The sequence below is a fragment of the uncultured Roseobacter sp. genome (assembly GCF_947495025.1).
Lineage (GTDB): Bacteria > Pseudomonadota > Alphaproteobacteria > Rhodobacterales > Rhodobacteraceae > Roseobacter.
Genome location: NZ_CANLXG010000001.1, coordinates 251,750 through 275,862 on the forward strand (window position 1 = coordinate 251,750; position 24,113 = coordinate 275,862).

Here is a 24,113-nt window from a genome sequence, read left to right on the forward strand (position 1 = left end):
CCCTTATCCGGCAACCATCTGGAGGGCTTTGATCAGCTTTGCAGGGTCAAACGGCTTTACGATCCATCCTGTCGCGCCAGCAGTGCGGGCACGGGCTTTCAGCTCCGGCGCTGCTTCTGTTGTGAGCACGAGAATGGGCGTTGCCCTGTGCTGCTCCTGCTCGCGCACGGCGTCGATGAAGCCAAAGCCATCCATGCGGGGCATATTGATGTCAGTAATAATCGCGTCCGGTTCAATGCCGCTGAGAACCTCAATCCCGTGAACGCCGTCGTCGGCAGTGTGAACATTGAACCCGGCCGGCAGGAGAGCGAGACGGATCATGTCACGCATTGTGCGGCTGTCATCTACGGCGAGAATTTCCAAAGTCATTGACGACCCCCTGAGATAGTTTCCGGTGTCATGCCCATGACACGCAGCTGATCGATCACGCGATCGGAAGCATTCACGAAGGAAATTCTGTGACCGCTTGCGTTCGCGCTGGTGGCGGCGGAGAGAAACACCTGAAGGCAGAGAGCGCCCAGATGTTTGACCTTTGACAGATCTACCGTGAGATCCTCGCCGGCCCGGGATTTAAGAGCTGTTGCCAGATCTGAAGCTGCAGACAGATCAAGCTTGGATTCTGCGATCAGAGGTTCACTCATCGGGACCTCCGCGGGCGGGTTTGTTTTCCGGGCGCATTGATTCCTCCACGCTGGCTGATCAGGTGCATGGACGAGGTTGTATGGGGCGTTCCGTTAAGACTCGGTTACCTCCCGTTTCATTTTCCGATAATCCCGGTGCGCGGTGTCTGAACGCAGACAAAGGAAAGGGGCCGCAGTCCCCTGCAGCCCCTGACAAACTGTTCGAACAGGTCTGGTAACGCTGAAGATCAGCGCCGGCGGCGGCCGCCGGTCCGGCCACTGCGACCACGACCTTCCTGGCCGGGTTTCGGTGCTTCCTTGTTGAAGGCAATCCAGGCCCCGCCGTGCGGATCGTTGTCCGTCAGGAAATTGGCAGCGCGGATGGCCTCCATCTCCTTGCCCGGGCGCGGTCTGGTCGATCCCATGCCGAAGGTCTGGCAGAAGAGTTCGTCGTCCATATCCTCAGGCAGCACTATGCCGGCCGCCATCAGTTCAAGCTTTTTGGCTTCGATCTTCGCGGCGCTGACGGGCAGGGCGACCGGGTTCATGATCGCAGATGTCATGCCTGCGCCCATCGCCATCGGCAGAAACGCGTTGTTTATACCGTGGCGGTTCGGCAGACCGAACGAGATGTTTGACGCGCCGCAGGTCGTATTCACGCCGAGCTCTTCGCGCAGGCGGCGGACAAGTGTGAACACCTGATTTCCCGCCGTTGCCATGGCACCGATGGGCATTACCAGCGGGTCGACAACAATGTCATGCGCAGGGATGCCATAATCAGCAGCCCGTTCGACGATTTTCTTTGCCACCGCAAAGCGAACCTCGGGGTCTTCGGAAATACCGGTGTCATCGTTCGAAATGGCAACGACAGGCACGTTGTACTTTTTCACCAGCGGCAGCACGAGCTCGAGACGTTCCTCCTCGCCTGTCACAGAATTCAGAAGCGGGCGGCCTTCGCAGGCCTCCAGACCGCTTTCAAGCGCTCCCGGAACAGAGCTGTCGATGCACAAAGGCACATCAACAATTGTCTGGACCCGCTCGATCAGTGCCTTCATCAGAGGGGGTTCGACAAAGTTGTTGTCTGCGTAACGCGTGTCTTCCGACATCTTGTTCGTAAAAACGGCCCCCGAGTTGATGTCCAGGACTGTGGCGCCTGCCGCGACCTGAGCGATTGCATCCGCCTCAACAGTGCTGAAATCGTCCTGCTCCAGCTCGAGTGCCAGTTTTTTACGGCCGGTCGGATTGATCCGCTCGCCGATCACACAGAAGGGCTGGTCAAAACCGATGATGGCGGTTTTGGTTTTGGATTCGACGATTGTCCGGGTCATTCAGGGGGTCCTTGGATCACGCGTTGGCGGGGACAGCTGCGCTGCCGCCGTTTTCAATGGCCCAGGTCGCATTGGTTTTTATGCCACCCAGCGGGAAGAAGTGTACGTTCGAGATATTGAAGTCCGGATCAGCGGCTCTGTGCGCGGCAAGATCGTTCAGCACGTCCGTCGGCTCATAGGGCAGCAACAGTTTGGTGACATCCAGTGCGCGCTTCTGCAGCACTTTGAGTGAGGGACCCACGCCACAGGCGATTGCGAACTTGATCAGTGTCTGCAGTTTGGCAGGTCCCGCGATGCCGATGTGAACGGGCAGAGTGATGCCGGCGTCTTTCAGTCCGTCAGCCCAGGCGATGATTGGCTTTGCGTCAAACGCGAACTGCGTGGCCAGCGCCATCTGCGCATCCGTGCGTGTCTGGAAATCGTTTTTCCAGCGCAGCGCTGCATCCACATTGCCGGTACCGCCGTCAGGATCAATGTCCCGGTTGCCTTCGGGGTGACCCGCGACATGCAGACGGGTAAAACCGGCGGCGTCAAAAAGCCCGGTTTCCATGAGCTGCATCGAGCTGTCGAAATCGCCCAGCGGCTGCGCAACGCCACCGGCCAGCAGCAGCGCCTGTTTCACATCGGCCTCACCCTGGTAACGGGCAATCCAGTCGGCCAGTGTCGCCCTGTCTCTGATAATGCGCGCGGGAAAATGCGGCATAACCTGAAAACCGTCGTCATTCAGCCGTGCTGCTGTACGGACCATGTCCTCGATGGGTGTGCCTTCGATGTGGGCGATATAAACCCGTGTGCCTGTGGGCAGAAGGTCGCGGAAGTTGTCTACTTTTTCGGCCGTGCGGGGCATGACCTCGATTGAATAGTCCTGTAAAAAGGCCTCGACCTGCGGTGACGCGCCTTTGGGCGTTTCGGTGTCTTTGCGTCTGAAATTCAGAAGAGCCATGAGGCGTTCCTTCCCGGACAAGAGGGTGGCAGACAGAGACGGCAGGGTCAGGCCCAGCCGTCGTTATCAATCAGGGTTCTGATACGGGCCTGGTCGTATTCCGTATCGATGCGGGCGGCTTCTGCATCGGCAATCTCATCCGGATTGCCGTCCATGCTGTAGGGCGCTGCTTTGCGCCATTCGGCCAGATAGGCATCCGTATCCGCAGCCCCGGTCTTCATGGCTGCGCGGTCGATGGCCTGTTCAAAACGCTCGGGCAGGGGGCGTTTGGCACCACGCCGCCCTTTGCCCACGATGACCTGGGCAGGGATGTCTCTCCAGTACACAACAGTCACTTCAGGCATTGGTGATTCCCCGTACGTTTCCCGACTCTGTCTAACGGCTGCATGGGCGGGTTCTGCGTCGTTTTTCGACAGAACACGCGCTTTCAGCGACCTCACCTGATCATGTAACCTTTCCGGCCCCGCAGGGCGAGGGCCGGGCCCGTGGAAATTCTCATCATCTTTGTGAGCGTTGGTCATGGTGGCCGGATTGCGGACAATCCCGGCGCTTGCGCTGCAGCGACCCAGTGTCTAGGTTGGAGGCAACTCGAAATGAAAGGCGCAGATAATGGCGCCACAGCGTCCCAAAGGTGCGGGCGCGCTCGACCAGACGACGGCTCTGAGCCCCGCGCCAGTTCCGCCGAGGCCCGGTGAGCTGTACGCAGCGCTGGACCTCGGTACAAACAGTTGCCGCATGCTGATCGCCCAGCCACAGGGGTCGGGTTTCAGCGTCGTGGACAGCTTTTCCAAGTCTGTTCAGCTTGGGGCCGGCCTGGAAAAGACCGGCAGGCTCTCGCACGGCTCGATGAGCCGGACGATACAGGCGTTGCGGATCTGTCAGCAGAAACTGCGCCGTAACAGGGTGCGGCGGATGCGGCTGGTGGCAACCGAGGCCTGCCGCCGCGCGCGAAATGCGCGTGAATTCATCCGCCGGGTTCAGCGTGAAACCGGTCTTCAGCTCGACATTATCAAGCCGCAGGAAGAGGCCCGTCTGGCGGTGATTTCCTGTGCCCCGCTTGTCAGCAGCACAACAGAGAACCTCCTGGTGGTGGACATTGGTGGCGGATCAACAGAACTGGTCTGGATCGACCTGAGCGACGTTCCCCCGCGTGAACGGTCGGGCTCTATAATGCGCCTGCATCAGGGTTTCGGGGCGGGTCATGCGGATGAACCGACAGCACGTGTTGTGGACTGGATATCCGTTCCGCTGGGGGTGGCAACCCTGCGCGATCAGTTCAGTGATGTCGAGGACGATGCCGCACGCTTTGCGCTGATGAGCTGGTTTTTCGAGGAGAACCTCTCGGATTTCGCACCGTATCACGACACGCATGTGCATGAGAAATTTCAGATTGTCGGAACCTCGGGCACTGTCACGACAGTTGCAGCAAGCCATCTGGGGCTCAAGCGCTATGATCGCACAAAAGTGGACGGTCTGCATATGACCACCGATGAGATTGAGCGGGTGATCCGGTCGTATCTGGCGCTTGGCCCCGAAGGCCGCCGTGCCGACCCGCGGATCGGTCAGGACCGGCAGGCGCTGATCATGTCCGGGGCGGCGATTCTGCAGGCCCTGATGCGCTGCTGGCCGACAGATCGTCTGTCTGTGGCGGACCGTGGCCTGCGCGAGGGATTGCTGTATGCACAGATGAGCGCCGACGGTGTACTTGCTGAGGGGGCTTTCTGATGGCGAAAATACCGGGTGGCAAAACGCCAACAGGCAAAAACACGTCCGGCCGGGGTCAGCGTGACCTCAAGGTCAAGGTAAAGTCCGCCCGCGGCCGCAAGCTCAGCTCAACACGCTGGCTGCAGCGCCAGCTGAATGACCCTTATGTCAAACGCGCGCGGGCCGAAGGGTACCGGGGCAGGGCGGCATACAAGATCATGGAACTCGACGACAAATACCGGTTTCTGGTGCCCGGCGCCCGGGTCGTGGATCTGGGCGCTGCGCCGGGCGGCTGGTGTCAGGTTGCGGTGAAGCGGGTCAATGCGCTGGGGGAAAAACAGGGCAAGGCCGTCGGCAGTATTCTCGGAATTGATCTGCAGGAGATGGAACCGATCGCCGGATGCGAGCTCTACCAGCTGGATTTTATGGCAGACGACGCTGACCTGCAGGTGCGCGAATGGCTCGGGGGAAAGGCTGATGTGGTCATGTCTGATATGGCTGCCTCCAGTTCAGGGCACAAGCAGACTGACCATCTGCGCATTATCGCGCTTTGCGAGGCCGCAGCCTGGTTTGCCTTTGACGTTCTGGACGAGGGTGGCACCTTTGTGGCCAAGGTTCTGGCAGGCGGTGCCGAAGGAGAGTTGCAGAAACTTCTCAAGCAGCGATTCGACAGGGTTGCCAACATCAAACCGCCGGCGTCCCGCTCAGACAGTTCCGAAAAATTTGTTGTGGCAACGGGCTTTCGGGGCTGAAGCACGACCTTTTACCGGACCTTAAGCCTGTCATGTCTAGCATCCCGTCGGGGCCCGAAGATGTTTCCGGGCCAGAGCAACTCAAAGGACGGGTACCCATGTTCCGCAAAATTCTCCTCTCTGCACCCCTGGTGCTTGCAGCCAGTATCGCTCAGGCCGTGGATGCTCCGCCCGCGATGCGGGCGTTTGTAGACAGCAACGTTATGGACTGGGCCATGAGCCCTGATGTCATTTCTGCCGTTATCGAGCAGAATGCAGTGACCGCCGGCGCGAGCGAAGCCCAGATCATCGAGTGGGACAATACCTGGCGCGCCCAGGTCGGCGTAACGGATCAGCCATTCATCAGCGAAGTGATGGGGCGCGATCTGTCTGCATTTCTCAAGCAGAAGGTTGCCGACTCCGGCGGGCGGATCACCGAGATCTTTGTAATGGATGCGCTTGGCCTGAACGTCGCTGCCAGTGATATTACTTCTGACTACTGGCAGGGTGATGAAGACAAATACTCAAAAAGCTATGGTGCCGGGTCCGGCGCGGTTTTTGTCGACGCCATTGAGTTTGACGAAAGCTCGCAGACCTACCAGGGACAGATTTCAGTTTCGCTGACAGACCCTGAAACGGGCGAAGTTGTCGGGGCCATGACAATTGGTCTCAATGCAGAAGCGTTCTTCTGATATCTCCTTGTTGCAGGCGCCCGTCAGGCGCGCGCCTGCAATGAATTCTGTGCTGATCTGAGCAAACGGTCAAGATCAGCCTGTGACGCCGCGCGCACCTCGGTATGCACCACGCGTCCGGCAGTAACTTCTGCCTGGTTTTCCTGACGTATCAGTTCAAAAAGGCGCCCGTACCGGCGTGTCTTCTCATACTGTCCTGGGGTCATGTCTGATCCGTCGCTGGTGATGTCCGGTCTTCGAATACACAGCAACTGCGGCAGAGTTTCGGCACAGCAGCGGCAGGCCGGTGGCAGAAAGGCCCGCCATTTTCGTGCGGGCGATACCCGACGCGGGGGGCAGACATCACGCTGGTTTCAACTGCTGGCTGAAGAAGTCTTTGTTTTTCTGCAGGTTTGCAGAAAAACCTTTGCGGCAAAATCACAGCGCTCCTACAAAGGTGCAGGGATGAAACCCCGAGAGCTGGGGGTACGCAGGATCGAAAAGACACTTTTTCAGTTTATCTGGAAGCACTCAAAGCGGGACCAGTTTGTCCTGCTTGTCTTTACCTGCACCTTGTTTCCCTTTCTGTTTCTGACACTTGAGCTGCCCAAACGCATCATCAACGACGCGATCGGCTCACAGACGTCGGTTGTCAATCTGTTCGGCATGCAACTGGATCAGGTGGCGTTTCTCTGGGTGCTCTGCGGCGCGTTCCTGTTGGCCGTACTCTGCCACGGCCTGCTGAAAATGCGCATCAACACGATGAAGGGCGTGCTGTCGGAACGCATGCTGCGACGTCTGCGCTATGGTCTGATCGCGCGGATGCTGCGGTTCCCACGGCCCTATTTCCAGCGCACTTCCGAAGGTGAGCTTGTCGCAATGATCACCGGAGAGACAGAGCCGATGGGTGGCATGATGGGGGACGCTCTGACGCAACCCGTTCTGCAGGCCGGTCAGATGCTGACCATTCTTGTCTTTCTGTTTTTGCAGAGTGTCTGGTTCGGTCTCGCCGCCGTTGCACTCATCCCGCTTCAGGCCTGGCTGATCCCAAAGCTTCAGCGTCAGATCAATCTGATGAACAAAAAGCGAATACGGGAGGTGCGCACACTGGCCGCAATGATCGGTGAAAGTGCCGCCGGCGCGTCAGAGTTGCGAATGCACGGCGGCTGGCGCTACCGGCTTGCCATGATCACGGAACGTCTTGGTGTGGTTTACAAAATCCGGTTCCAGATCTATCAGAAAAAGTTTTTCATGAAGTTTATCAACAACTTCATTACACAACTTACACCATTCTTCTTCTTTTCCGTGGGCGGTTACCTGGTCATTCAGGGGGCCGTTTCGCTCGGGGCACTCGTTGCGGCGCTGGCGGCCTACAAAGACCTCAGCTCGCCATGGAAAGAGTTGCTTACCTATTACAATCAGGCTCAGGATATGAGCCTGCGCTGGGAAACCGTGATGGAACGGTTCGCACCCTCGGGTGTGATTTCCGAAGATCTGATGCAGGGAGAGCCGGCTTCCGTACCGCGGCTGGATGGTGCGGTTGAACTGGATGATATCAGCGTGGTCGATGCAGACGGCAACCTGGTGCTGGACGGCGTATCCGCTGTGTTCCCCAAAGGTTCGGTGGTTGCGGTGACAGCTGCAAGTGAGCAGGACCGGAGGGCTCTGGCGGATGTGCTGATCCGTGAGGTCACACCTGTGAACGGTACGGTCACAGTCTCCGGCCAGCCTCTTTCCGGTCTGCACCAGCGCGTTATTTCGGCGCGCATCGGTCATGCGGGGAACCGGCCGGTCCTTTTTCAGGGGTCGTTCGGCGACAACGTTATGATGGCTCTGCGCAGCACTCCCGCGGGATCTCATGATACGGAGGCAAACCAGCTTATCCGGGAGGCTGTTGCAGCGGGGAACAGTGCTGATCTGGCCGGCGGTGACTGGCTTGACCCGCAGTCTGCCGGACTGTCTTCCGCCGAAGACCTGCGGTCCTGGTGGCTGACGCTTGTTGATGCGACCGGATCGGGTGAAATGCTGTTCCGCCGGTCCCTTGATCAGATCATGACGGGTCAGGAAAACGAAAGGCTGCGCGCCGGCATCGTGGCCGCACGACCGGCTATCCGGTCCGCTGTGGAAAAAGCCGGCCTGTCCCGTCACGTTTTTCCGTTTGACCCGCTGGTCTATAATCCGGCGCTGACCGTGGCAGGCAACATCTTTTTTGCCACACCGCGACAGCCGATGACGCAGAGCGAACTGGCGAACCGTTCAGACCTTTTCGAGGTGCTGGCACAGATGGGGCTCGAACAGGGGCTTCTCGATCTGGCGCTGGACGTTGTCGGCCTGCTGAACCAGACCTTTGGCACAGATGGCACCGAACACCCTCTGTTTCGCAAGCTGGGGCTCGACCCGGCACTGTATGAACGTTCGGTCACTGTTCGCCGGCGTCTGCGTCTGAACCCGGACGCGCCACTGCCTGAAGAAGACCGGCGCCTTCTGATGAGCCTGCCTGCCCAGATCACCGCGGAACAGATCGGTCCTGCTTTCTCAGAGAGCATCAAGAATGAAGTTCTTAAGCGCAGACAGAGTGTTCTCAGTGTGGCCTCAGATGACCTGAGCGATCTGTTTGTGCCACTTGATGATACCGCCGTTGCCCCCGGTCTTTCCGTTCTTGAAAACGCGCTCTTCGGCAAAGTCTCGGACGCGGCGGGGGCGCGCGTGGACGAGTTGCGCCGCATCGTGTCGTCAGCGCTCGAGGCGCAGGGACTGCGCCCTGATGTGATGGCGCTGATATATGATCTGCCGCTGGGTCGGAATGGCGGAGATCTTCCGGCGGTGTTCGCAGAACCGCTGGCGCTCTGCCGGGCGGCCGTCAAACGGCCGGATATCCTGATACTGGAACAGGCTCTGGCCGGATTTGATCAGTCCGTGCGTGTGCAGATGCACAGAAACCTGTGCAGACTGCTGCCAGATACCATGCTGATCTATCTGGGCGAGAGTTTCGAGGAACGGGACGTATTCGATGTGCACATCGAGATTGTACAGGGCCGCCTGATAACGGACGGAACAGGTGCGGTTCCCGCCGACGAAACAGCGGCAGGCGCTGATCTGATGCGCAAAGTGCGTGCTCTCGAGGCGACAGATCTTTTTTCGGGGCTCAGCAGACGCCAGTTGCGGCTGCTGGCCTTTGGTGCACGCTGGTATCGCGCGGCGCCCGGTGAAACCATTTTCACCAAGAACGATGATCCCGTCGACGGTGCATATATGATCCTGTCGGGGACGGCTGGCCTGTATAATCCGGATGCGGATACGGGCATTCAGCAGATTGCGCTGGCCGGACCCGGTCAGCTGGTTGGTGAACTGGGTCTGATCCGGAATGTTCCGAGGGCGCTCACACTGAGGGCGGAAACTGATTTTGAGGCGCTGCGGCTGGGTACAGAAGAGTTTCTGGCAGTTGTTGAAAACGACGCGGCAACGTCGTTCAGACTGTTGCAGGTGGTGGCGGGATATACATCCTGACGCCTATCGGTTTTACGAAAATTCAACGTAAAGAGTGAGCAGTGTACCGGTGTTTGCGACCACCGGTTAATCCTTTGGTGCGTTCTGCGGCAATATTGTGCGCTGACCGGGAAGGCTTTTCCTTGACCGGGTGGACCAAGAGGGTTTTATGCGTTTTCGAGGGCTGAAAAGTCTGGTGATTGCCGCGTTTTTGATGGCGTCACCGGTATCGGCGGAGCCTGTACGGCTCTATATCGACGCCGACTTCTCTCATGGCGCGCAGGCGGCCGAGGCGATCGAACTCGGGGTCAGAACAGCGCTCCGCGAGGTCGGTGGCAGGGTCGGCGATCTGTCGCTTGATGTCATGCTGTTCAACAACCGGGCCAATGCAAAGCGTTCGCTTCAAACGCTCAGGACTTTTGTGTCAGATCCCGAAGCCCTGGCCGTGATCGGGGGCGTCCAGTCGCCGCCTTACCTGACGAACCGGAAATTTATCAACGAAAACGGTATCCTGCTTCTTCTTCCCTGGTCGGCCGCCGGCCCTGTGACCCGCGCGGCCGAGGGCCAGACAAACTGGATTTTCCGCGTGTCCATTGATGATACTAAATCGGCTGAATTTCTGGTGGGTCGGGTTGTCGACGTTCACAACTGCACAAGGCCCGGCTTGTTGCTGATGGACACCGGCTGGGGTCGGGTGAACCGGATCGCTTTGCTCAAGAGTTTTGAGGGCAGGCTGGAGGAGCAGCCGGGTGTCTGGATGTTTTCCGGAACGGTCGGTGCTACCGAAGCGTCGCGCATCGCCGTCGAAGTGCGCGAGGCTGGTATTGATTGTGCCATCATGCTGGCGAATGACGCCAACGGAGCGCTGATTGTTCGCAAGCTGTTTACCGAAAGCGCCCCCGTTCGTGTCATCAGCCACTGGGGGATTATGGCCGGGGATTTTCCAGGCAGCGTTGCAAATGAGATACGCGAGGAAATGCAGATAGAAGTCCTGCAGACCTGCGGGCTTCACGCGGAAGAGGCCGGACGTCCTGAGGTAAAGAGGGCACTGGACATGGCAGGCGATGGAAATACCGTTTTTCGGTCTCTTTCTGACGTGCCGTCGGTTGCCGGATTTGTCCATGGTTACGATCTTACCCGCATCCTTGTTGTGGCGCTCGGGCAGGCCGTGTTGTCTGAAGACTGGGCCGGAGCCGACATGCAAGGGCGACGGGCTCTGTTGCGTCATGCACTGGAAAACCTGCAGAAACCTGTTGAAGGAATACTGAAAACCTACAACCGGCCTTTTCGCCGGTACAGCATCTCGGACCCGGATGCGCACGAAGCACTCGGGCTTTCGGATCTTTGCGTCGCGGGGTTTTCCCGGGATGGACGGCTCGTTCTGCCTGATCGCGGGGCCAGCCTGCGGCAATGACCCCTAAAGTATCAATATATCATGTATTCTGGATGCTGCTTGGCGGCGTTTTTGTTTTTGCGGTTATCAGCTCTGCTACTGCCGTATGGCTGACGTCGCGCCCGTTTCTTGTCGAAGCCCAGCGCGAGGCCGCGGATGTCTATGTCGAACGTGAAGCAACGGAGATCGACCAGCGGATTGAGCCTGTATTAAGCCTGTCAGAATACATCGCTTCCGAGCCCAATCTTGTTTCGTTTGTTGTTGGAAACGCGATCACAGCGGATCAGACGCTTGACAGGCTGGACGATCTGGCACTGCCACAGGGACTTCGCAAAGTTTACTTTTTTGATTTTCTGGCAGAAGAAATCGCGGGATATGAGGCACCGCGGCAGCAGGCGCAGATCGGTCCGGCAGTCAGTCGGAAACTTAAGGACAAGGCCAGTGAGCTTGCCCGCCGGGCGATGGTTTCCGCCGGGCCTCGCGCAAACTGGATCAGCGCACCGGAAGCAGAGCAGCAGGGTCCGGGTCACATTCTGATAGCGGTGCCTGTCATGAACCGTGGCCTGCCCGAAGGTGCTGTCGTTGCCATCGCAGATCTCATTCCCGGGCTTGGCCGGTCAGGTGAGGCACAGATGGGGGCGCCGTTTCGAATTCTGAAAACAGATACAACCGCTGTCCGGTTGGCCGAACACAGTGCTGTTTTGTCTGTCTCCGATCTGTCTGTGGTGCTCAAACCTGACCTGTCCATCGTGTCGCGGGTCGGGCAGGAGCTGGTGTCCAGCACGATGATTGCGGTTGCCGGTGCGCTCTTTGTTCCCTTTGCGGCCTTCGGCTGGGCTGGTCGCCGGACGATTCTGAAACCCCATGCAGACCTTGAAGCCTCGCGGAACATGCTGCGCGAGCAGCAAAAAGAACTCGGTGAACTGGCGGCAATTGCCCGCAAGGCCGAAGAGGGCATTCTGATTACCGATCTCGACGAAAACATCGTCTGGAGTAACCCGGCCTTTTCGCGCATGACCGGCTATCGCCCCGAAGAGCTGGTGGGCAAGCGGCCCGGCGCATTGCTGCAGGGTGCCGATACGGACCCGATGGAGGTGGATCAGATCCGAATGGCTCTGGCATCGCTCGAGCCTGTGCGGGTCGAACTGCTGAATTACAGTAAACTGGGGTTTCCCTACTGGGCACGGATCAGTATTGCGCCGCTGTTTGATGAACACAGCAAGCCATATGGCTATATGTCCATCTCAAGTGATGTGAGTGAGCGTAAAGCGCAGGAGACACGGTTGCGCGAAGCCCGCGAAGCGATCGAGCACCAGGCGCTCCACGACGAGCTGACCGGCCTTGCAAACCGTCGTCGATTCAACGCGGTGTTTGAGAAAAGAACCCGCATGGCGGGCCTGGCGGATACATCGGTCATCCGTGTCGATCTTGATCACTTCAAAAACGTCAACGATACCATGGGTCACGAGGCAGGCGACCACGTGCTGTGCGAAGTTGCCAAAATTCTGCGGGAAGAGGTTTCAACTGATGATCTGCCTGTCCGGATAGGCGGGGATGAGTTTATAATTCTGCTGGCGCCCGGTGTTGACCTCAGGCAGGCCTGCTCTGTCGCCGAAAATATCCGAGAGCGCATTGTCCGTCCGATCGTCTATGAAGGGAAGCAGATCCTGACAGGAGCCAGTTTCGGCATCGCCTCATCCGGATGTGGCCTCGTCGATGCGGCGGAACTGGTACGTGCAGCGGACACAGCGCTTTATGCGGCCAAATCCGCCGGGCGCAATCAGGTCGCTGTCTACGACGCGAAACTGCACCATTCCGCCATTGAAACCCGGGACACGGCAGAGCTTATCCGCATCGGCCTCGACAGAGACGAATTTGTACCCTTCTATCAGCCACAGTTTGACGCGCAGACCCGCAGGATTGTCGGGGTCGAAGTGCTGGCGCGCTGGAAGCAGCCGGATATGGGGACGCTTGCGCCATCGGCCTTCCTCGACGTTGCAGATCAGTTGTCATTGCTGACGCGGCTGGACAAGATGGTCACGCAACGCGCGTTGTCGGACATAAAATTCCTTGAAGACAGCGGCATGCCCGTTCCCAAAGTCGCCTTCAACGTTACCGCAAACAGGATTGCAGATCCCGAACTTGTTCAGCTGATTGCCAGTCAGAATTTCCGGGATACCCGGGTATCTTTTGAAATACTTGAGTCAGTTTTCCTCGACGACCGGCAGGAATATCTGGATTTTGCCCTGGATCTCATTCAGGATGAGGGGCTTCAGATCGAGATTGACGATTTCGGCTCGGGCCATGCGTCGATGATCAGTCTCATGCAGGTCAATCCCGACGTTCTGAAAATCGACCAGCGACTGGTACTTGGTGCACCCGACTCGGACGTCTGTCGCGATATGGTGCGTTCCATCATAGACATTTCCAGGTCACTCGGGATCGCAGTAACTGCAGAGGGTGTCGAGACGGAAGCCCATGCAGATCTGATGATGGAAATGGGCTGTTCGACCCTGCAGGGGTATCATTTTGCTCAGCCGCTGAGTTTTGAGGATCTGCAGGAGTTTATGAAAAACCATCAGCCACGGCCCGTTTCCGAAAGTGGTTCCGGCGACAGTCCGGTGTCAGCAGGCCCGGCGTAAAGGACGCGGTCGTCGGGTAAAGAGGCTTCGGGTTTTACACCCCTGTATCCGCAAATCCTGATGACATCCTGCGGATCAGAGCGTCATCTGATCCACCGATGAGCAGATATTCATAGGTGCCGTCCGACCATTTGGCCGCGTGCATACCTTCCATTTCGCGGGTGTCGGGCTGTCCGGCAGGCACATTGTCTGACCGGATGATACACAACGCGAGCGGCTCGCCCGTGCTGGTCAGAAACGCCAGCTGTACCAGCGCCCTGCCGTCGAAACTGAGAACCTGGGCGCGTTTGTACTCGGCGTCAGGAAAAGCGGTCAGGCGTGCCAGGTCAATCGGCTTGCCGATGGCCGCACCAACCCGTGCCAGCTCCCGTTGCTGATCTGAGGGCACCGGGGAAATATGGGAAAGTGTGCTGCTGGAGTAGAGCGCCTGGTAGGCGGCAACATACTCTGTCCAGCCATCATCTTTGCCACCAGGTATCAGAACCCCGATGGCAATACCGGCGGCCAGCGCGATACCCGCAGCGACGCTGGTGCTGCGCAACCAGCCGTTACCGGTTGTCTGCATGGCAGGGATGCTGGCCGGGGCAGGGTTCAGGAGAGTCTCGTAGCCTGCCCTGAGGGCCAGCGTGTCCAGTCCGAGAGCCCGGACACGCTGGCGCAGAACCGGGTCACGCTCCAGAGCGGCATCAATCAGAGCCACGGGCGCATGATCAGCTTCGCCGTCCAGGTAAGCGACAAGTTCCTCATCTGTGAAGTGCCTATCTTGCATCCTGCGTCTCCTGATCGCGGAATTTCTGTCCCAGTGCGGCCCTCGCGGTCGCCAGACGGCTCATTACTGTTCCCACCGGAACATCCAGAATGTCCGCCGCTTCGCGATAGCTGTAGCCTTCAGCATAAACAAGGATCACCGTAACGCGCTGCGCCTCTGGCAGACGCAGCACCGTCCGCAGAACCTCGCGGTTCAGCGCCTGCCGCTCAGGGCCCGGTGCCGGATCCTCCACGACAGTCTCATCTACCGCGACAAGCCCGCCGCCGGTGCGAACCGCTGTCTTGCGCAGTGTGCTGATCCACAGGTTGTGTGTTATCCGGAACATCCACGCGTCTATACCGCTGCCCGGGGCAAAACGGGTGGCGTTTTCCATGGCACGCAGACAGGCGGCCTGCGCCAGATCATCTGCAGCGTCCCGGTTACCGGTCAGCGAGAGACTGTAACGCCAGAGGCGCGGAAAAACCTCCGGCAATACGTCACCAATTTGTTCAGCGGCCGTTTTGCGGCGCCAGATGCTCATTTTTCCGCTTTCGGGTCAGTCACAGTGCTACCTCATTTGCGCCCCGGCTCCGAACCGGAAAAAACACCCCTGGCCTGTCCGTTCAGACAAGGCAGGGGCACACTCGCTACAAAGTATGTCACTTTTCAAACACCATGCGAACTGACACTGGCGTGACCCGTGTGATGCTGTCGAGGGATGCAAGTTCCATGAGCTTGTCGATTCCCGCGGTTATCCCAAGGTCGTCGGTTGACAGCATGATGAAGTCAGCCGTTGTGACCAGGACGCGGTCCTCAGCCAGTCGCGCGACCATCATCCGGGCCTCGATGTCGTTTTCGGTGCCGGCAAAGCTCAGTTCAGCTTCGACATCCGCCAGCATTATGTCGCCTGTCCCGAGGGCTGAGAGCGCTTGCATGTCAATCTGTCCGCTGATCACTGCGCTGACCGGCCCGGAAGCAAAGACATGCTCGTTCATCCGCTCGTTACGGATGTCGATGTTTGTCTGTACAGAAGCCAGATTGATGCTGATTTCGAGATCACCAGCTTCACTCACTTTCCCGGACACATCCGTAAAGTGATGAACTTCGCCAAATTCGCTGTTTTTGACCGAACCGAAAGCGACGCTGGACTGGTCGTCGACCGAAACCCAGCCTGCGTGTCCTCCCGCCAGAGCTGTTGTCGCGCTGAGCGCCAGAGCGCTGCAGAAACCTGCAAAAATCTTCATGTGATGGTGCCTCCCAAAGTCAGTGAACACAGCGTCCACATACTGAAAACGCGCCAGGTGCCGGATTTATTCGGTTGCTTCTGCAAATAAGTGCAGAGCCTGCCATCACAAAACCGTGTGCCGGTCACGCGGCGGCACTCAGATCCATCATCTGACCAGTCGTAAAGTACCGGCCGGCAATCTGGTGGCTTGCGGCCGTGCGAAAGGTTGGCACAGTTTATCTCCCGGTCTCTGAAAGCGCGCCAGTGCACGTGGGACGCGCGCTCAGAATCTCAGCCTGAACGCGGGCAGGTCAATCGTACCGGACCAGCCAGAGCGCGCGACGTTCTGCCCGTGAGGAAACGCGGCAACCGACAGAAAAAGCGCGGGCATTGTGTCTGTTCATTTCTGGCAGGGGGGCGGATCCGCGCGTTCTGGCGGAAACAACTGATCCGGCTGCAGGGCATCGCTCAGACGAACAGACGTAAAAATATGACCCCGGTTCCTGTTGCACAGAGCATGGCCCGAACAGGAAACGTCCAGTTCGAGATGACGCCAAATGACAAGCACCCCAGGCCGACAGCCATCTGCAGGAAAGCAATGCCCGACCCGACCGGATCAGTCTGCAAACGGATAATGTCGGGGTTCGCGATCATACCCAGCGGAATGATGTACAGCCCGATGCCAAGTGCCATCGCGCTCAGCGCCACTTTCAGCCAGTTCTCGCTGACCATGCCCGCAGCGATGAACACTGCTCCACAAACCGGAGGGGTGATGGTGGAAAGAAGCGCAAACCAGAACACAAAGAGATGCGCCTGAAGTGGTTCAAGTCCGAGATCGATCAGGGCAGGTCCTGCAACCGATACGCAGATGACATAAGCCGCTGTCGTGGGGACTTCCATGCCCAGCAGAAGGCAGGCAAGCGCGGTCAGCAGCAGCGATGGCCAGAGCAGACCACCCGATCCCGAGACAATGAAAGAGGTCAGTTTCACCCCAAGGCCCGTGATACCAAGAACGCCAATAACAATTGATGCGCAGATGATAATTGAACCGATCATCGCAATCTGTCGCCCTGCGTTGACACAGGCCGCTGCCAGACGCCCGGCTGCCAGTTTCGGATCAAAACCGGTCCTGCCATTGAAGAGCAATGCGATCAGGCCGACGAAAATGGCCAGTGCCGCGGAATACTGCGGCGTGTACCTGAATGCGAACATCGCAACGAGCAACGTCGTGAACGGAACAACAAAAAATGCAGATGTTATGATCACATCGCGCTTGTCCGGCCGCTGGTCGACCGGAACTTCTCTCAGATCATACCGGGTTGCGTAGGCGTCTATGCCCAGCCAGACGGCAGCAAAGAACAGCACGGCCGGCAGGATTGCTGCAAACATAATCTCTGTGTAGGGAACACCGGTCAGTTCAACCATGACGAATGCGCCGGCACCCATCAGCGGTGGCATGATCTGCCCGCCCGAAGACGCAACGGCCTCGACCGCGGCAGCCAGGCGTCTGGGATAGCCCAGTTTTGTCATTGCAGGCAGCGTCACAGCACCTGTGGACGCTACATTTGCGGAGGCCGAACCGGAGATCGAGCCAAAAAGAGCAGAGGACAGGACCGACACTTTTGCGGCGCCACCGCGCAGGCGGCCCGCAGCAGCGCTGGCAGCATTCATAAATCCCTGACCGGCTTCGCCTGCGTTCAGCACGGCGCCGAAAATGACAAAGACGGCCACAACTCCCACCGATACACCTGTCAGGCTGCCCCAGATACCGCCCTCGGCGATTGTCAGTGTACCAAGAAAGCTGCCAAGGGGTGTTCCGGAATGGCCGAATTCGCCCGGGATGAGGTTCCCGAAAAGCCCGTATGCCAGCATGACGGCTGCAACAGCAGGAAGCGGCCAGCCGATCATCCGGCGTGCGCCCTCCATCACAAGCAGCAGCAGGAATATGGCCATGGCAGTTTGCAGCCGGCCTTCCAGAAACCCGTACTGATCCTTGAGGTTCTGATGGTTGAGCGCAATCCACAGACAGCATCCGATACCAAGAATGGTCAGAACAACGTCTGTTGAAAACCGCAGCTTTCCGGCGGAGCTGAACAGAAAAACCCAGGGCAGGATCATCGCGAGGTGCAGCGGGCGTGACACCAGATTGGGGACAAGTCCGTAAAAGATGAGGCCGAGATGCGCCACAATCATCAGAAGCCCCAGAAGGACCCAGGGCGTCCTGAAGCGGTCTTCGGTCATATAAACGTTCCCGGATTAATGCCCGGCGGTAAGCGCCGGGCATTTATGTGTAAATCAGCGATGCGCGTCAGTAATTTCTGCGCCGGTCTCTTCATAATACCTGAGCGCGCCGGGATGAATTTGCGTTGTGATGTTGGCAATCATGTTGGGGTTGATGCCATTCCACCAGGCGGCCGCACTTCCCATCTCATCGCGCTGCTCCCAGAAGGTCCTGGTCAGCAGATAGGCCGTTTCGTCGTCCATTGCTGTTGTTGTATAGGCGACAACCGGCAGAGACGTTGTCAGGATGTCTTCGTCCTGACCTGCGTATGTGCCTGCGGGAATGGTCAGTGGTGTCCGTTTGGTCTGTGCTACCTGGTCGTCCGACAGGGAAAGAACCGTAACACCTGTGGATGCCGCAGCTTCGATCACGTTTGGTGCCGGATAGGAACCTGCTGTGACAAAGCCATCAATCTGACCGTTTTTCAGAGCAGCCACAGCGTTCGACAGTTCGGAATCGGCCAGGGTGACCTTGCCTTCAAGACCAAAGAGGCCGAGGTATTTTTCGCCCTCACGCGCGCCGAACGATCCGCTGCCCAGCAGGATTGTCTTGCCTTCCATACCTTCGAACGAGGTGATGCCACTCGCTTCGGACACCACAAAATGCATTGTCAGCGAAGGGATCGGAAACAGGGCACGGATTTCGTCAAAGGCAGGGTCTCCTTTACCTTCGAACATCGCTGCACCGCGTTGCGCAAGGCCCACGAGAGCCGGTGGTGTCGTGAAAACGTAGTCACCACCGCGCGCGCGGACTTCCATCACGTTCTGTACAGACCCCTGGCTCTCCTCGACGGTGACAACAACGCCGCCATCCGTGCCAGCGCGCATCGCCTCGGAAATCTGCACGCCCATCTGATAATAGGAAGATGCGGTTTTCGCCGACTTGTATGTGATCCGTTCCTGCGCGAATGCGGATGTGGACATAAGTGCGGCTGCTGATACAGCCACGAGCGTTTTTACAAGGTGTTTCATGGCATCTCCCTCCCAGAGACAAATATTGATACGGAAATTCTATCGGGTTTTTATGCTGTTGTCGCAAGGGGGTTGTAGAGAAACGCGCGTCATGAGCCGGGCATACTGTTTGATCCGGATTGACCGGCAACATCCGTCTTTCGTGCCATCCGCGCCTGCGGCCTCCGCCGGAACGGGGCGCTGCGACGGGCCGGGAATGATAAACTGCACCGGCAAAGGGCGGAGCATCCGGCGTTTGACAGGACCGCAAAGAAAGCCGTTCACCCCGTTCTGGTTGCAACAATGCCCCGACTTGTCCGCGACGGCGGACCTGAGGGGAACGCGTAGACCCGGTCTGTATGAAACCCTGCATCCCCGAGCAGCGCTGTAATTTCGTCCTGGCGAAAAGTCCTGTGCCGCCATTGCAGCCAGATGATCGAATTGCACCAGTGCGGTTTCGACACCACGAGGTACAGCCTGCCTCCCGGGCGTAGAAGATCTCTGAGCTGTCGAAGCGCCGTCAGCGGGTCGGGGCAATGCTCGATAACATGGGCCGCCATGACCACGTCCGACGGACGGGGCGCTGCCTGTCCAAGCAGGGCCTGTATCAGCCCTGGCTCAACGTCCCGGCACTGCAGCGCGGCCAGACCGCGTTCGAGCATCGCGCGGCTGGGGTCGATCAGGGTCAGGCTGGCTGGCGCGCCGTTTATTGCAACCCAGGCTTCGGCAAATGACGCGGTGCCGCATCCGACGTCAGTGACGCTGACATCCGGACCGCTCTGATTTTCCGGCGCCGAGAGAAACCCCAGATAACCATCGTAGTATCCAAGGGTGCGCATTTTGTCGCCCCAGCGGGGGGCCGCGACATCATAGCGGCTGTTCAGTGGGGCTGAGGTATCTGTCATTGCAGAACTGTGCCATTCAAATGGTCCGTTTTCCAGACCATCTCATGGAAAACTCTGCGAGAAGTCCGGCAATATCTCGCTTGCAATCCGTTCCAGAGTGGGCTCGATGCCGGCGTTATTGTAGCGCAGGTTGAGCATTACGTGGTTCACGCCGATTGCCTCCAGCGATTTCAGGTGATCGCGCAGGAAACCGGTGCCGGCCGCATAGCCCAGCGCAATGGGGCGGGCCGGCATGCGGGAGTTTTCCATCACATCAACATAGAGGGACTGGATCACCGGCTTGTCGGTATCACAGAAATTTTTCACACGCGCGCGGTAGTCAGCGACGATCTGCTCCTGTTGTTCGAGCCTGCGGGGATAGGTGATCCAGCCGTCACCATGTTCGGCCCCCCATTCAGACGACTGCTGTGCCCCGCCGGTGATGAACATGGGGATACGTCCCGATACGGGTTTCGGCAGCATATCGATATAGCCCTTCAACTGGCCCTGTTGCCCGTCAAAAGTTGGAAAATCCTGAAAGGTCGCCCGGATGTAATCGACACTGTCCCGGAACCGGGCGCCGCGGTTGTCGTAGTCCATCGCAAGGGCAGGGTATTCTTCCGGCCTGTCACCGGAGGCAATGCCCAGGAGCATCCGTCCATCCGACAGCATGTCGACAGATGCGGCACTCTTGGCCACGTGAGCGGGGTGGCGCAGGGGCAGGACAGCGCTGGCGATGCCCAGCCCTATCCGGTCAGTCGCCGCCGCCAGTGCGCCCAGGTAGACAAACGGATCGAGCATCTGCCCAACATCGCCGAAAGACGGTACATGAAAGGGAACATCCCTGAGCCACAGTGCCGTAAAACCGAGAGCCTCCGCCAGCTTCGCCCGCTCGATATGGCGCTCCAGGGTGGGAAATTCCTCATAGGCACAGGCCTCCAGCGGGGTGACCAGACCAACCGTGAGCCTGCCGGGGTTGAATGCCGCTGAATAAGCCCGGTTAAACGCTGGAAAGGACCGGGTCTCTCTGGTGTCGCTCATCATGAAATCTCTCAGGTGGTGTCCGGTAGTACATGGACACAGATCTCAGTCCGGGGAAACCCACAGTCTGGGCAGAGCCCGCCTGGTCCTGGATCTGTCCTGCCTGACTGACTGGTGTGCGGTGCAGAACGCGGCTGGAACGCCGTCAAGACAATCGCCGGATGTTGGCAAGCAGCGGTGCAACCCGCTGGTGACCGGCATTGCCAAACTGGCATGTCCGCGGCCTTCTGGGCCAGTCGATCTGTCGCGCTCAGTGCTGATATGAGTGGCTCAGCGATGATGCAGCACGCTCTGCCGGTGAAGCTGCCTGAAGAGGTCGCTGCAATGGCTGCAAAAATGATTTTGACCATCAGACTTTCCCGCAGATCGCTCGCTGTCGCCGGGAACACCTGATCTGCAAAGCCGGAAAAGTACATCACCAGAAGGGCCAGCAGGGTTATCCGCTCCCCTTTGATCTGAATCCACCAACCGGATTTCCGAAGTGTCAGGCTGTTCTGCCGGCCGAAAGCGAGGATGACACCAGAAAAACAGGCATCAGAAAAGGCCATGCGGCTGGCCGGCGCATTTGCCGGGTCTCTGATTGAAGGGGTCGCTGAAAGGCCGAACAACGGATGGGAAAATATAGCACAACCGGACTGTTGCGGGTGCGCATGACCAACAGATCACTCGCGACAATGACACAGAAAAGGGTCGACACACAGACGGGCGCATTCCGCAAGGTACCGATCAGAAGATCATTCATTGCATCTCCCCAGTGTACGCGATCCGGGCGGTGTTCCAGCACAGATGCACTGCAGGCATGGGGCCTGCAGCGTTCAGGTGGCGGCACACCGGCGCGCATGACGGGACAAAACTGCTGCCATGCGTGTCAGGTCATCTCGTCCAGAAACCTGCGATAGATGTCCGTTGTTTCGCTTTTGTCGAACGGCGTCTGAACCCAGTGCCGGTCTGTGTTGATGTTTCCGACCGGAACGATGTGCCGTGCGATGTCCGGTGGCGTGGTTTCATCAACCGATCCGCTTTCCCAGTCGTGCAGAGCTGTCGAGTACCGGACAAGGGCTCCGGTTACCGGCAGCTCGATCAGCCCGCCTTCGGCAAAAAACCTCAGTCCGTCACCCGGCTCTTCTCCCACGAGTGTCAGCCTGTTGCCCAGCCTGTATTTCAGGATGGCGACGAATACGATTGCTGCGGAAAATGTAAACCTGTCCATCAGCACGGTACAGTGGCCTGACTGACAGCTGCTGGTGACGGCATCTGCCAGCGGCATAGCCTCCAGAAAGCTGCCGCCGGTATTCCCACGGACATCCAGCACAAGACGACAGCCCGGCACTGCGCGTATATTGTCAGCTGCGTCCGAGACCGCGCGGCGCAGTGCATGACGTTCCTCATCAAAGAACGACGGCAGCGCGACGGCGCGACAGTTATCCGGCCATTCCATAACGCTGGCAAATGACCGGACGCCCGGGTCAGGCTCTGACAGGCCGTGTTCGTTCCGCGGATAAAGTTCAGTGGCAGGAACGGTCTGTGTTACCGGCATCTGTAAATCGCTGACCCGGCCCGCGGCGTACTGCAGCCGGTATCTGATCGTGGGCGCGTCGGTGGATATGCCCAGTGCGGACAATGCGGCAGGCCAGGCCATCAGTATCGGGCCTGTAACGCGTTTTCTCTGACGCGTTCCGGCCAGCAAAGGCTGCATACGCTCTTCAATGACATCCACCGTGACATCGTTCACAGCAATCAGCCGGGCAGGCGGCAGCCCAGACCCTTTTCCGGCCACTCTGGTCAGAAACACCGAACCGCCGCAGCTGACGAAACGACAGGGCAACACTCTGATTGCTTCATTCGGAATCAGACGCGTGTGCCCGTTTTCCGCAAGCGCCAGAAGCGACATTGCCGACAGCAGAAACTCATCTGTTTTTCCCTGCAGGGCGCTCTGCCGGACAGCCTCAATATGTCTGTCCTTCGTCTCCCGCGCGACGGTCCCGAAGGACGGATCAGCGCGTTCAACAGTATCCAGAATAAGGTCGAGATCTTGCGATAGGGGCACAGCGTGACGTTAGCCGCGGCAGGATCGCGTTGTCCATCCCGCTGGTTTCCCATGTCCGGTCGTCTGCCGGCAGGTCCGGCCTGAGGTGGCGCTGAGGGTCAGAACCTGTGGTTTGTCAGATGCGTCAATGGGGAGTATGCAAAGCGCTTTTTTGCTCAACGGCCTCTGACATGTCATCACCTGCTGCCGGCAAAAATGCTGTTCAGGACAGGTTCAGCCGAGAGGCCTCACCCAGAAAAATGCTTCCCAAAAACAGGAATCTGTCTAAGCTGCAGGAACTTACGTGTTCCGGCTGGTTCCGGACGAGGGACTCCGGATACGACCGGAAGACGGGCCAGCCAATCAAGGGAACGCATATAATGAGCCGAAACGGCTCACCCAGGGAGGATTAAAATGAAAAAACTCAGCACACTTGCGTTTACATCTGTTGTTGCACTGACGGCCGGCGTTTCCGCAGCGCAGGCAGACAAACTGACGCTGTACTGCTCGGCCCAGGAGGACTGGTGCCAGCTGATGGCGCGCAGCTTTGAGGACGCAACCGGGATTGACGTGAACATGACACGCAAGTCGTCGGGCGAAACCTTTGCGCAGATCAAAGCCGAATCGGCTAACCCGAAGGGCGACGTCTGGTGGGGTGGCACCGGTGATCCGCACCTGCAGGCGGCCGAAGAAGGCCTGACAGCGGCCTATGTTTCGCCGATGCGCGATCAGCTGCATGACTGGGCGATCAGCCAGGCAACGAGCGCTGGTGACAGGACGATCGGAATTTATTCCGGCGCGCTGGGGTACGGTTACAACACCGAGTTGCTGGCGGCAAACAACCTGCCGGAGCCTGCCTGCTGGAAAGATCTGCTGAAGCCCGAGTACAAAGGCCACGTCCAGATGGCAAACCCGAATTCGTCGGGCACGGCCTATACGACACTGGCTTCGATGGTGCAGATCTTCGGCGAAGACGAGGGCTTTGAGTTCATGAAGGGCCTTCATGCCAACATCAACCAGTACACAAAATCGGGTTCTGCGCCGATCAAGGCGGCGGGTCGCGGCGAGAACACAATCGGTATCGTGTTCATGCATGACGCCGTAAAGCAGGCGGTTTCGGGTTTCCCGGTGAATGTCGTGGCGCCCTGCGAGGGCACCGGATACGAGATCGGATCGATGTCGATCATCGATGGTGCCCGCAACATGGACGAGGCCAAAAAGTTCTACGACTGGGCGCTGTCCACCGATGCTCAGAACCTTGCGCTTGAGGTAAATGCGTTCCAGGTGCCGTCGAATAAAGGTGCTGAAACGTCTGCCTCCGCGCCGGATATGTCGACGATCAAGCTGATCGACTATGACTTCAAGACCTATGGTTCGTCGGACGAGCGCAAACGCCTGCTGCAGAAGTGGGACGAAGACGTCTCAACACTGCCGCAGTAA

General features: G+C 58.5%; 22 protein-coding genes. 7 read left to right on the forward strand and 15 right to left on the reverse strand.

What is annotated here, in order from left to right:
- Positions 1 to 3 precede the first annotated feature (3 nt).
- From Q0792_RS01230 to Q0792_RS01250, 5 genes are all read right to left on the reverse strand, one after another.
- The gene (locus Q0792_RS01230; RefSeq protein ID WP_298835788.1) at positions 4 to 369 is read right to left on the reverse strand and encodes a response regulator; all 366 of its coding nucleotides are present in this window, start codon (positions 367 to 369) and stop codon (positions 4 to 6) included.
- Positions 366 to 641: an STAS domain-containing protein gene (locus Q0792_RS01235; protein WP_298835789.1), complete on the reverse strand. Its 276-nt coding sequence runs from the start codon at positions 639 to 641 to the stop codon at positions 366 to 368. The genes Q0792_RS01230 and Q0792_RS01235 overlap by 4 nt, the downstream gene beginning before the upstream one ends.
- Before the next feature lie 227 nt (positions 642 to 868).
- Positions 869 to 1,948, reverse strand: coding sequence for a methyltetrahydrofolate cobalamin methyltransferase (locus Q0792_RS01240; protein ID WP_298835790.1), 1,080 nt, complete (start codon positions 1,946 to 1,948; stop codon positions 869 to 871).
- Between the two features lie 16 nt (positions 1,949 to 1,964).
- Positions 1,965 to 2,891: a methylenetetrahydrofolate reductase gene (locus tag Q0792_RS01245; RefSeq protein ID WP_298835791.1), complete on the reverse strand. Its 927-nt coding sequence runs from the start codon at positions 2,889 to 2,891 to the stop codon at positions 1,965 to 1,967.
- A gap of 47 nt (positions 2,892 to 2,938) precedes the next feature.
- On the reverse strand, positions 2,939 to 3,235 hold the full coding sequence (locus Q0792_RS01250; protein WP_298835792.1) for a virulence factor: 297 nt from the start codon (positions 3,233 to 3,235) through the stop codon (positions 2,939 to 2,941).
- Between the two features lie 265 nt (positions 3,236 to 3,500).
- On the opposite strand from Q0792_RS01250, the gene Q0792_RS01255 reads away from it, so the two are divergent.
- The 3 genes from Q0792_RS01255 (at position 3,501) to Q0792_RS01265 (ending at position 6,018) form a co-directional block, all read left to right on the forward strand.
- A complete protein-coding gene (locus Q0792_RS01255; protein WP_298835793.1) occupies positions 3,501 to 4,616 on the forward strand; it encodes a Ppx/GppA phosphatase family protein in 1,116 nt (371 codons plus the stop codon).
- Positions 4,616 to 5,347 (forward strand): RlmE family RNA methyltransferase, encoded by a 732-nt coding sequence (locus Q0792_RS01260; RefSeq protein WP_298835794.1) that lies wholly within the window; start codon positions 4,616 to 4,618, stop codon positions 5,345 to 5,347. Before Q0792_RS01255 ends, Q0792_RS01260 begins: the two co-directional genes overlap by 1 nt.
- Positions 5,348 to 5,445: 98 nt before the next feature.
- A complete protein-coding gene (locus Q0792_RS01265; RefSeq protein WP_298835795.1) occupies positions 5,446 to 6,018 on the forward strand; it encodes a hypothetical protein in 573 nt (190 codons plus the stop codon).
- A gap of 23 nt (positions 6,019 to 6,041) precedes the next feature.
- Here Q0792_RS01265 and Q0792_RS01270 read toward each other — a convergent pair whose 3' ends face one another.
- The gene (locus Q0792_RS01270) at positions 6,042 to 6,224 is read right to left on the reverse strand and encodes a hypothetical protein (protein WP_298835796.1); all 183 of its coding nucleotides are present in this window, start codon (positions 6,222 to 6,224) and stop codon (positions 6,042 to 6,044) included.
- Positions 6,225 to 6,462: 238 nt separating this feature from the next.
- On the opposite strand from Q0792_RS01270, the gene Q0792_RS01275 reads away from it, so the two are divergent.
- The 3 genes from Q0792_RS01275 (at position 6,463) to Q0792_RS01285 (ending at position 13,518) form a co-directional block, all read left to right on the forward strand.
- The gene (locus Q0792_RS01275) at positions 6,463 to 9,504 is read left to right on the forward strand and encodes an ABC transporter transmembrane domain-containing protein (RefSeq protein WP_298835797.1); all 3,042 of its coding nucleotides are present in this window, start codon (positions 6,463 to 6,465) and stop codon (positions 9,502 to 9,504) included.
- Between the two features lie 148 nt (positions 9,505 to 9,652).
- Entirely contained in the window at positions 9,653 to 10,897 is a 1,245-nt protein-coding gene (locus tag Q0792_RS01280; RefSeq protein ID WP_298835798.1) for an ABC transporter substrate-binding protein, read from the forward strand.
- On the forward strand, positions 10,894 to 13,518 hold the full coding sequence (locus Q0792_RS01285) for an EAL domain-containing protein (RefSeq protein WP_298835799.1): 2,625 nt from the start codon (positions 10,894 to 10,896) through the stop codon (positions 13,516 to 13,518). The genes Q0792_RS01280 and Q0792_RS01285 overlap by 4 nt, the downstream gene beginning before the upstream one ends.
- Before the next feature lie 34 nt (positions 13,519 to 13,552).
- On the opposite strand, the gene Q0792_RS01290 is transcribed toward Q0792_RS01285, so the two are convergent.
- The 9 genes from Q0792_RS01290 to Q0792_RS01330 form a co-directional block, all read right to left on the reverse strand.
- A complete protein-coding gene (locus tag Q0792_RS01290) occupies positions 13,553 to 14,287 on the reverse strand; it encodes a hypothetical protein (RefSeq protein WP_298835800.1) in 735 nt (244 codons plus the stop codon).
- Positions 14,277 to 14,807, reverse strand: a complete 531-nt coding sequence (locus tag Q0792_RS01295) for an RNA polymerase sigma factor (RefSeq protein ID WP_298835801.1) — start codon at positions 14,805 to 14,807, stop codon at positions 14,277 to 14,279. The genes Q0792_RS01290 and Q0792_RS01295 overlap by 11 nt, the downstream gene beginning before the upstream one ends.
- A gap of 118 nt (positions 14,808 to 14,925) precedes the next feature.
- Entirely contained in the window at positions 14,926 to 15,510 is a 585-nt protein-coding gene (locus Q0792_RS01300; RefSeq protein ID WP_298835802.1) for a YceI family protein, read from the reverse strand.
- Between the two features lie 449 nt (positions 15,511 to 15,959).
- On the reverse strand, positions 15,960 to 17,732 hold the full coding sequence (locus tag Q0792_RS01305) for a TRAP transporter fused permease subunit (protein ID WP_298835803.1): 1,773 nt from the start codon (positions 17,730 to 17,732) through the stop codon (positions 15,960 to 15,962).
- Between the two features lie 54 nt (positions 17,733 to 17,786).
- On the reverse strand, positions 17,787 to 18,743 hold the full coding sequence (locus Q0792_RS01310) for a TAXI family TRAP transporter solute-binding subunit (RefSeq protein ID WP_298835804.1): 957 nt from the start codon (positions 18,741 to 18,743) through the stop codon (positions 17,787 to 17,789).
- Positions 18,744 to 19,003: 260 nt separating this feature from the next.
- Positions 19,004 to 19,627, reverse strand: coding sequence for a methyltransferase (locus Q0792_RS01315; RefSeq protein ID WP_298835805.1), 624 nt, complete (start codon positions 19,625 to 19,627; stop codon positions 19,004 to 19,006).
- Between the two features lie 42 nt (positions 19,628 to 19,669).
- The gene (locus Q0792_RS01320; RefSeq protein WP_298835806.1) at positions 19,670 to 20,647 is read right to left on the reverse strand and encodes an LLM class oxidoreductase; all 978 of its coding nucleotides are present in this window, start codon (positions 20,645 to 20,647) and stop codon (positions 19,670 to 19,672) included.
- Between the two features lie 11 nt (positions 20,648 to 20,658).
- Positions 20,659 to 21,195, reverse strand: a complete 537-nt coding sequence (locus Q0792_RS01325; RefSeq protein WP_298835807.1) for a hypothetical protein — start codon at positions 21,193 to 21,195, stop codon at positions 20,659 to 20,661.
- A 320-nt stretch (positions 21,196 to 21,515) separates the two neighbouring features.
- Positions 21,516 to 22,694, reverse strand: coding sequence for a peptidase S41 (locus tag Q0792_RS01330; RefSeq protein WP_298835808.1), 1,179 nt, complete (start codon positions 22,692 to 22,694; stop codon positions 21,516 to 21,518).
- A gap of 393 nt (positions 22,695 to 23,087) precedes the next feature.
- On the opposite strand from Q0792_RS01330, the gene Q0792_RS01335 reads away from it, so the two are divergent.
- On the forward strand, positions 23,088 to 24,113 hold the full coding sequence (locus tag Q0792_RS01335; protein ID WP_298835809.1) for an ABC transporter substrate-binding protein: 1,026 nt from the start codon (positions 23,088 to 23,090) through the stop codon (positions 24,111 to 24,113).

Excerpts from the sequence above, each read along its gene's own strand:
- Q0792_RS01280 (WP_298835798.1), top strand. The coding sequence starts at position 9,653 with ATGCGTTTTCGAGGGCTGAAAAGTCTGGTGATTGCCGCGTTTTTGATG.
- Q0792_RS01255 (WP_298835793.1), top strand. The coding sequence starts at position 3,501 with ATGGCGCCACAGCGTCCCAAAGGTGCGGGCGCGCTCGACCAGACGACG.
- Q0792_RS01275 (WP_298835797.1), top strand. The coding sequence starts at position 6,463 with ATGAAACCCCGAGAGCTGGGGGTACGCAGGATCGAAAAGACACTTTTT.
- Q0792_RS01260 (WP_298835794.1), top strand. The coding sequence starts at position 4,616 with ATGGCGAAAATACCGGGTGGCAAAACGCCAACAGGCAAAAACACGTCC.
- Q0792_RS01285 (WP_298835799.1), top strand. The coding sequence starts at position 10,894 with ATGACCCCTAAAGTATCAATATATCATGTATTCTGGATGCTGCTTGGC.
- Q0792_RS01315 (WP_298835805.1), bottom strand. The coding sequence starts at position 19,627 with ATGACAGATACCTCAGCCCCACTGAACAGCCGCTATGATGTCGCGGCC.
- Q0792_RS01325 (WP_298835807.1), bottom strand. The coding sequence starts at position 21,195 with ATGGCCTTTTCTGATGCCTGTTTTTCTGGTGTCATCCTCGCTTTCGGC.
- Q0792_RS01235 (WP_298835789.1), bottom strand. The coding sequence starts at position 641 with ATGAGTGAACCTCTGATCGCAGAATCCAAGCTTGATCTGTCTGCAGCT.
- Q0792_RS01300 (WP_298835802.1), bottom strand. The coding sequence starts at position 15,510 with ATGAAGATTTTTGCAGGTTTCTGCAGCGCTCTGGCGCTCAGCGCGACA.
- Q0792_RS01310 (WP_298835804.1), bottom strand. The coding sequence starts at position 18,743 with ATGAAACACCTTGTAAAAACGCTCGTGGCTGTATCAGCAGCCGCACTT.
- Q0792_RS01320 (WP_298835806.1), bottom strand. The coding sequence starts at position 20,647 with ATGAGCGACACCAGAGAGACCCGGTCCTTTCCAGCGTTTAACCGGGCT.
- Q0792_RS01240 (WP_298835790.1), bottom strand. The coding sequence starts at position 1,948 with ATGACCCGGACAATCGTCGAATCCAAAACCAAAACCGCCATCATCGGT.
- Q0792_RS01230 (WP_298835788.1), bottom strand. The coding sequence starts at position 369 with ATGACTTTGGAAATTCTCGCCGTAGATGACAGCCGCACAATGCGTGAC.
- Q0792_RS01245 (WP_298835791.1), bottom strand. The coding sequence starts at position 2,891 with ATGGCTCTTCTGAATTTCAGACGCAAAGACACCGAAACGCCCAAAGGC.
- Q0792_RS01295 (WP_298835801.1), bottom strand. The coding sequence starts at position 14,807 with ATGAGCATCTGGCGCCGCAAAACGGCCGCTGAACAAATTGGTGACGTA.
- Q0792_RS01290 (WP_298835800.1), bottom strand. The coding sequence starts at position 14,287 with ATGCAAGATAGGCACTTCACAGATGAGGAACTTGTCGCTTACCTGGAC.
- Q0792_RS01335 (WP_298835809.1), top strand. The coding sequence starts at position 23,088 with ATGAAAAAACTCAGCACACTTGCGTTTACATCTGTTGTTGCACTGACG.
- Q0792_RS01265 (WP_298835795.1), top strand. The coding sequence starts at position 5,446 with ATGTTCCGCAAAATTCTCCTCTCTGCACCCCTGGTGCTTGCAGCCAGT.
- Q0792_RS01305 (WP_298835803.1), bottom strand. The coding sequence starts at position 17,732 with ATGACCGAAGACCGCTTCAGGACGCCCTGGGTCCTTCTGGGGCTTCTG.
- Q0792_RS01270 (WP_298835796.1), bottom strand. The coding sequence starts at position 6,224 with ATGACCCCAGGACAGTATGAGAAGACACGCCGGTACGGGCGCCTTTTT.
- Q0792_RS01250 (WP_298835792.1), bottom strand. The coding sequence starts at position 3,235 with ATGCCTGAAGTGACTGTTGTGTACTGGAGAGACATCCCTGCCCAGGTC.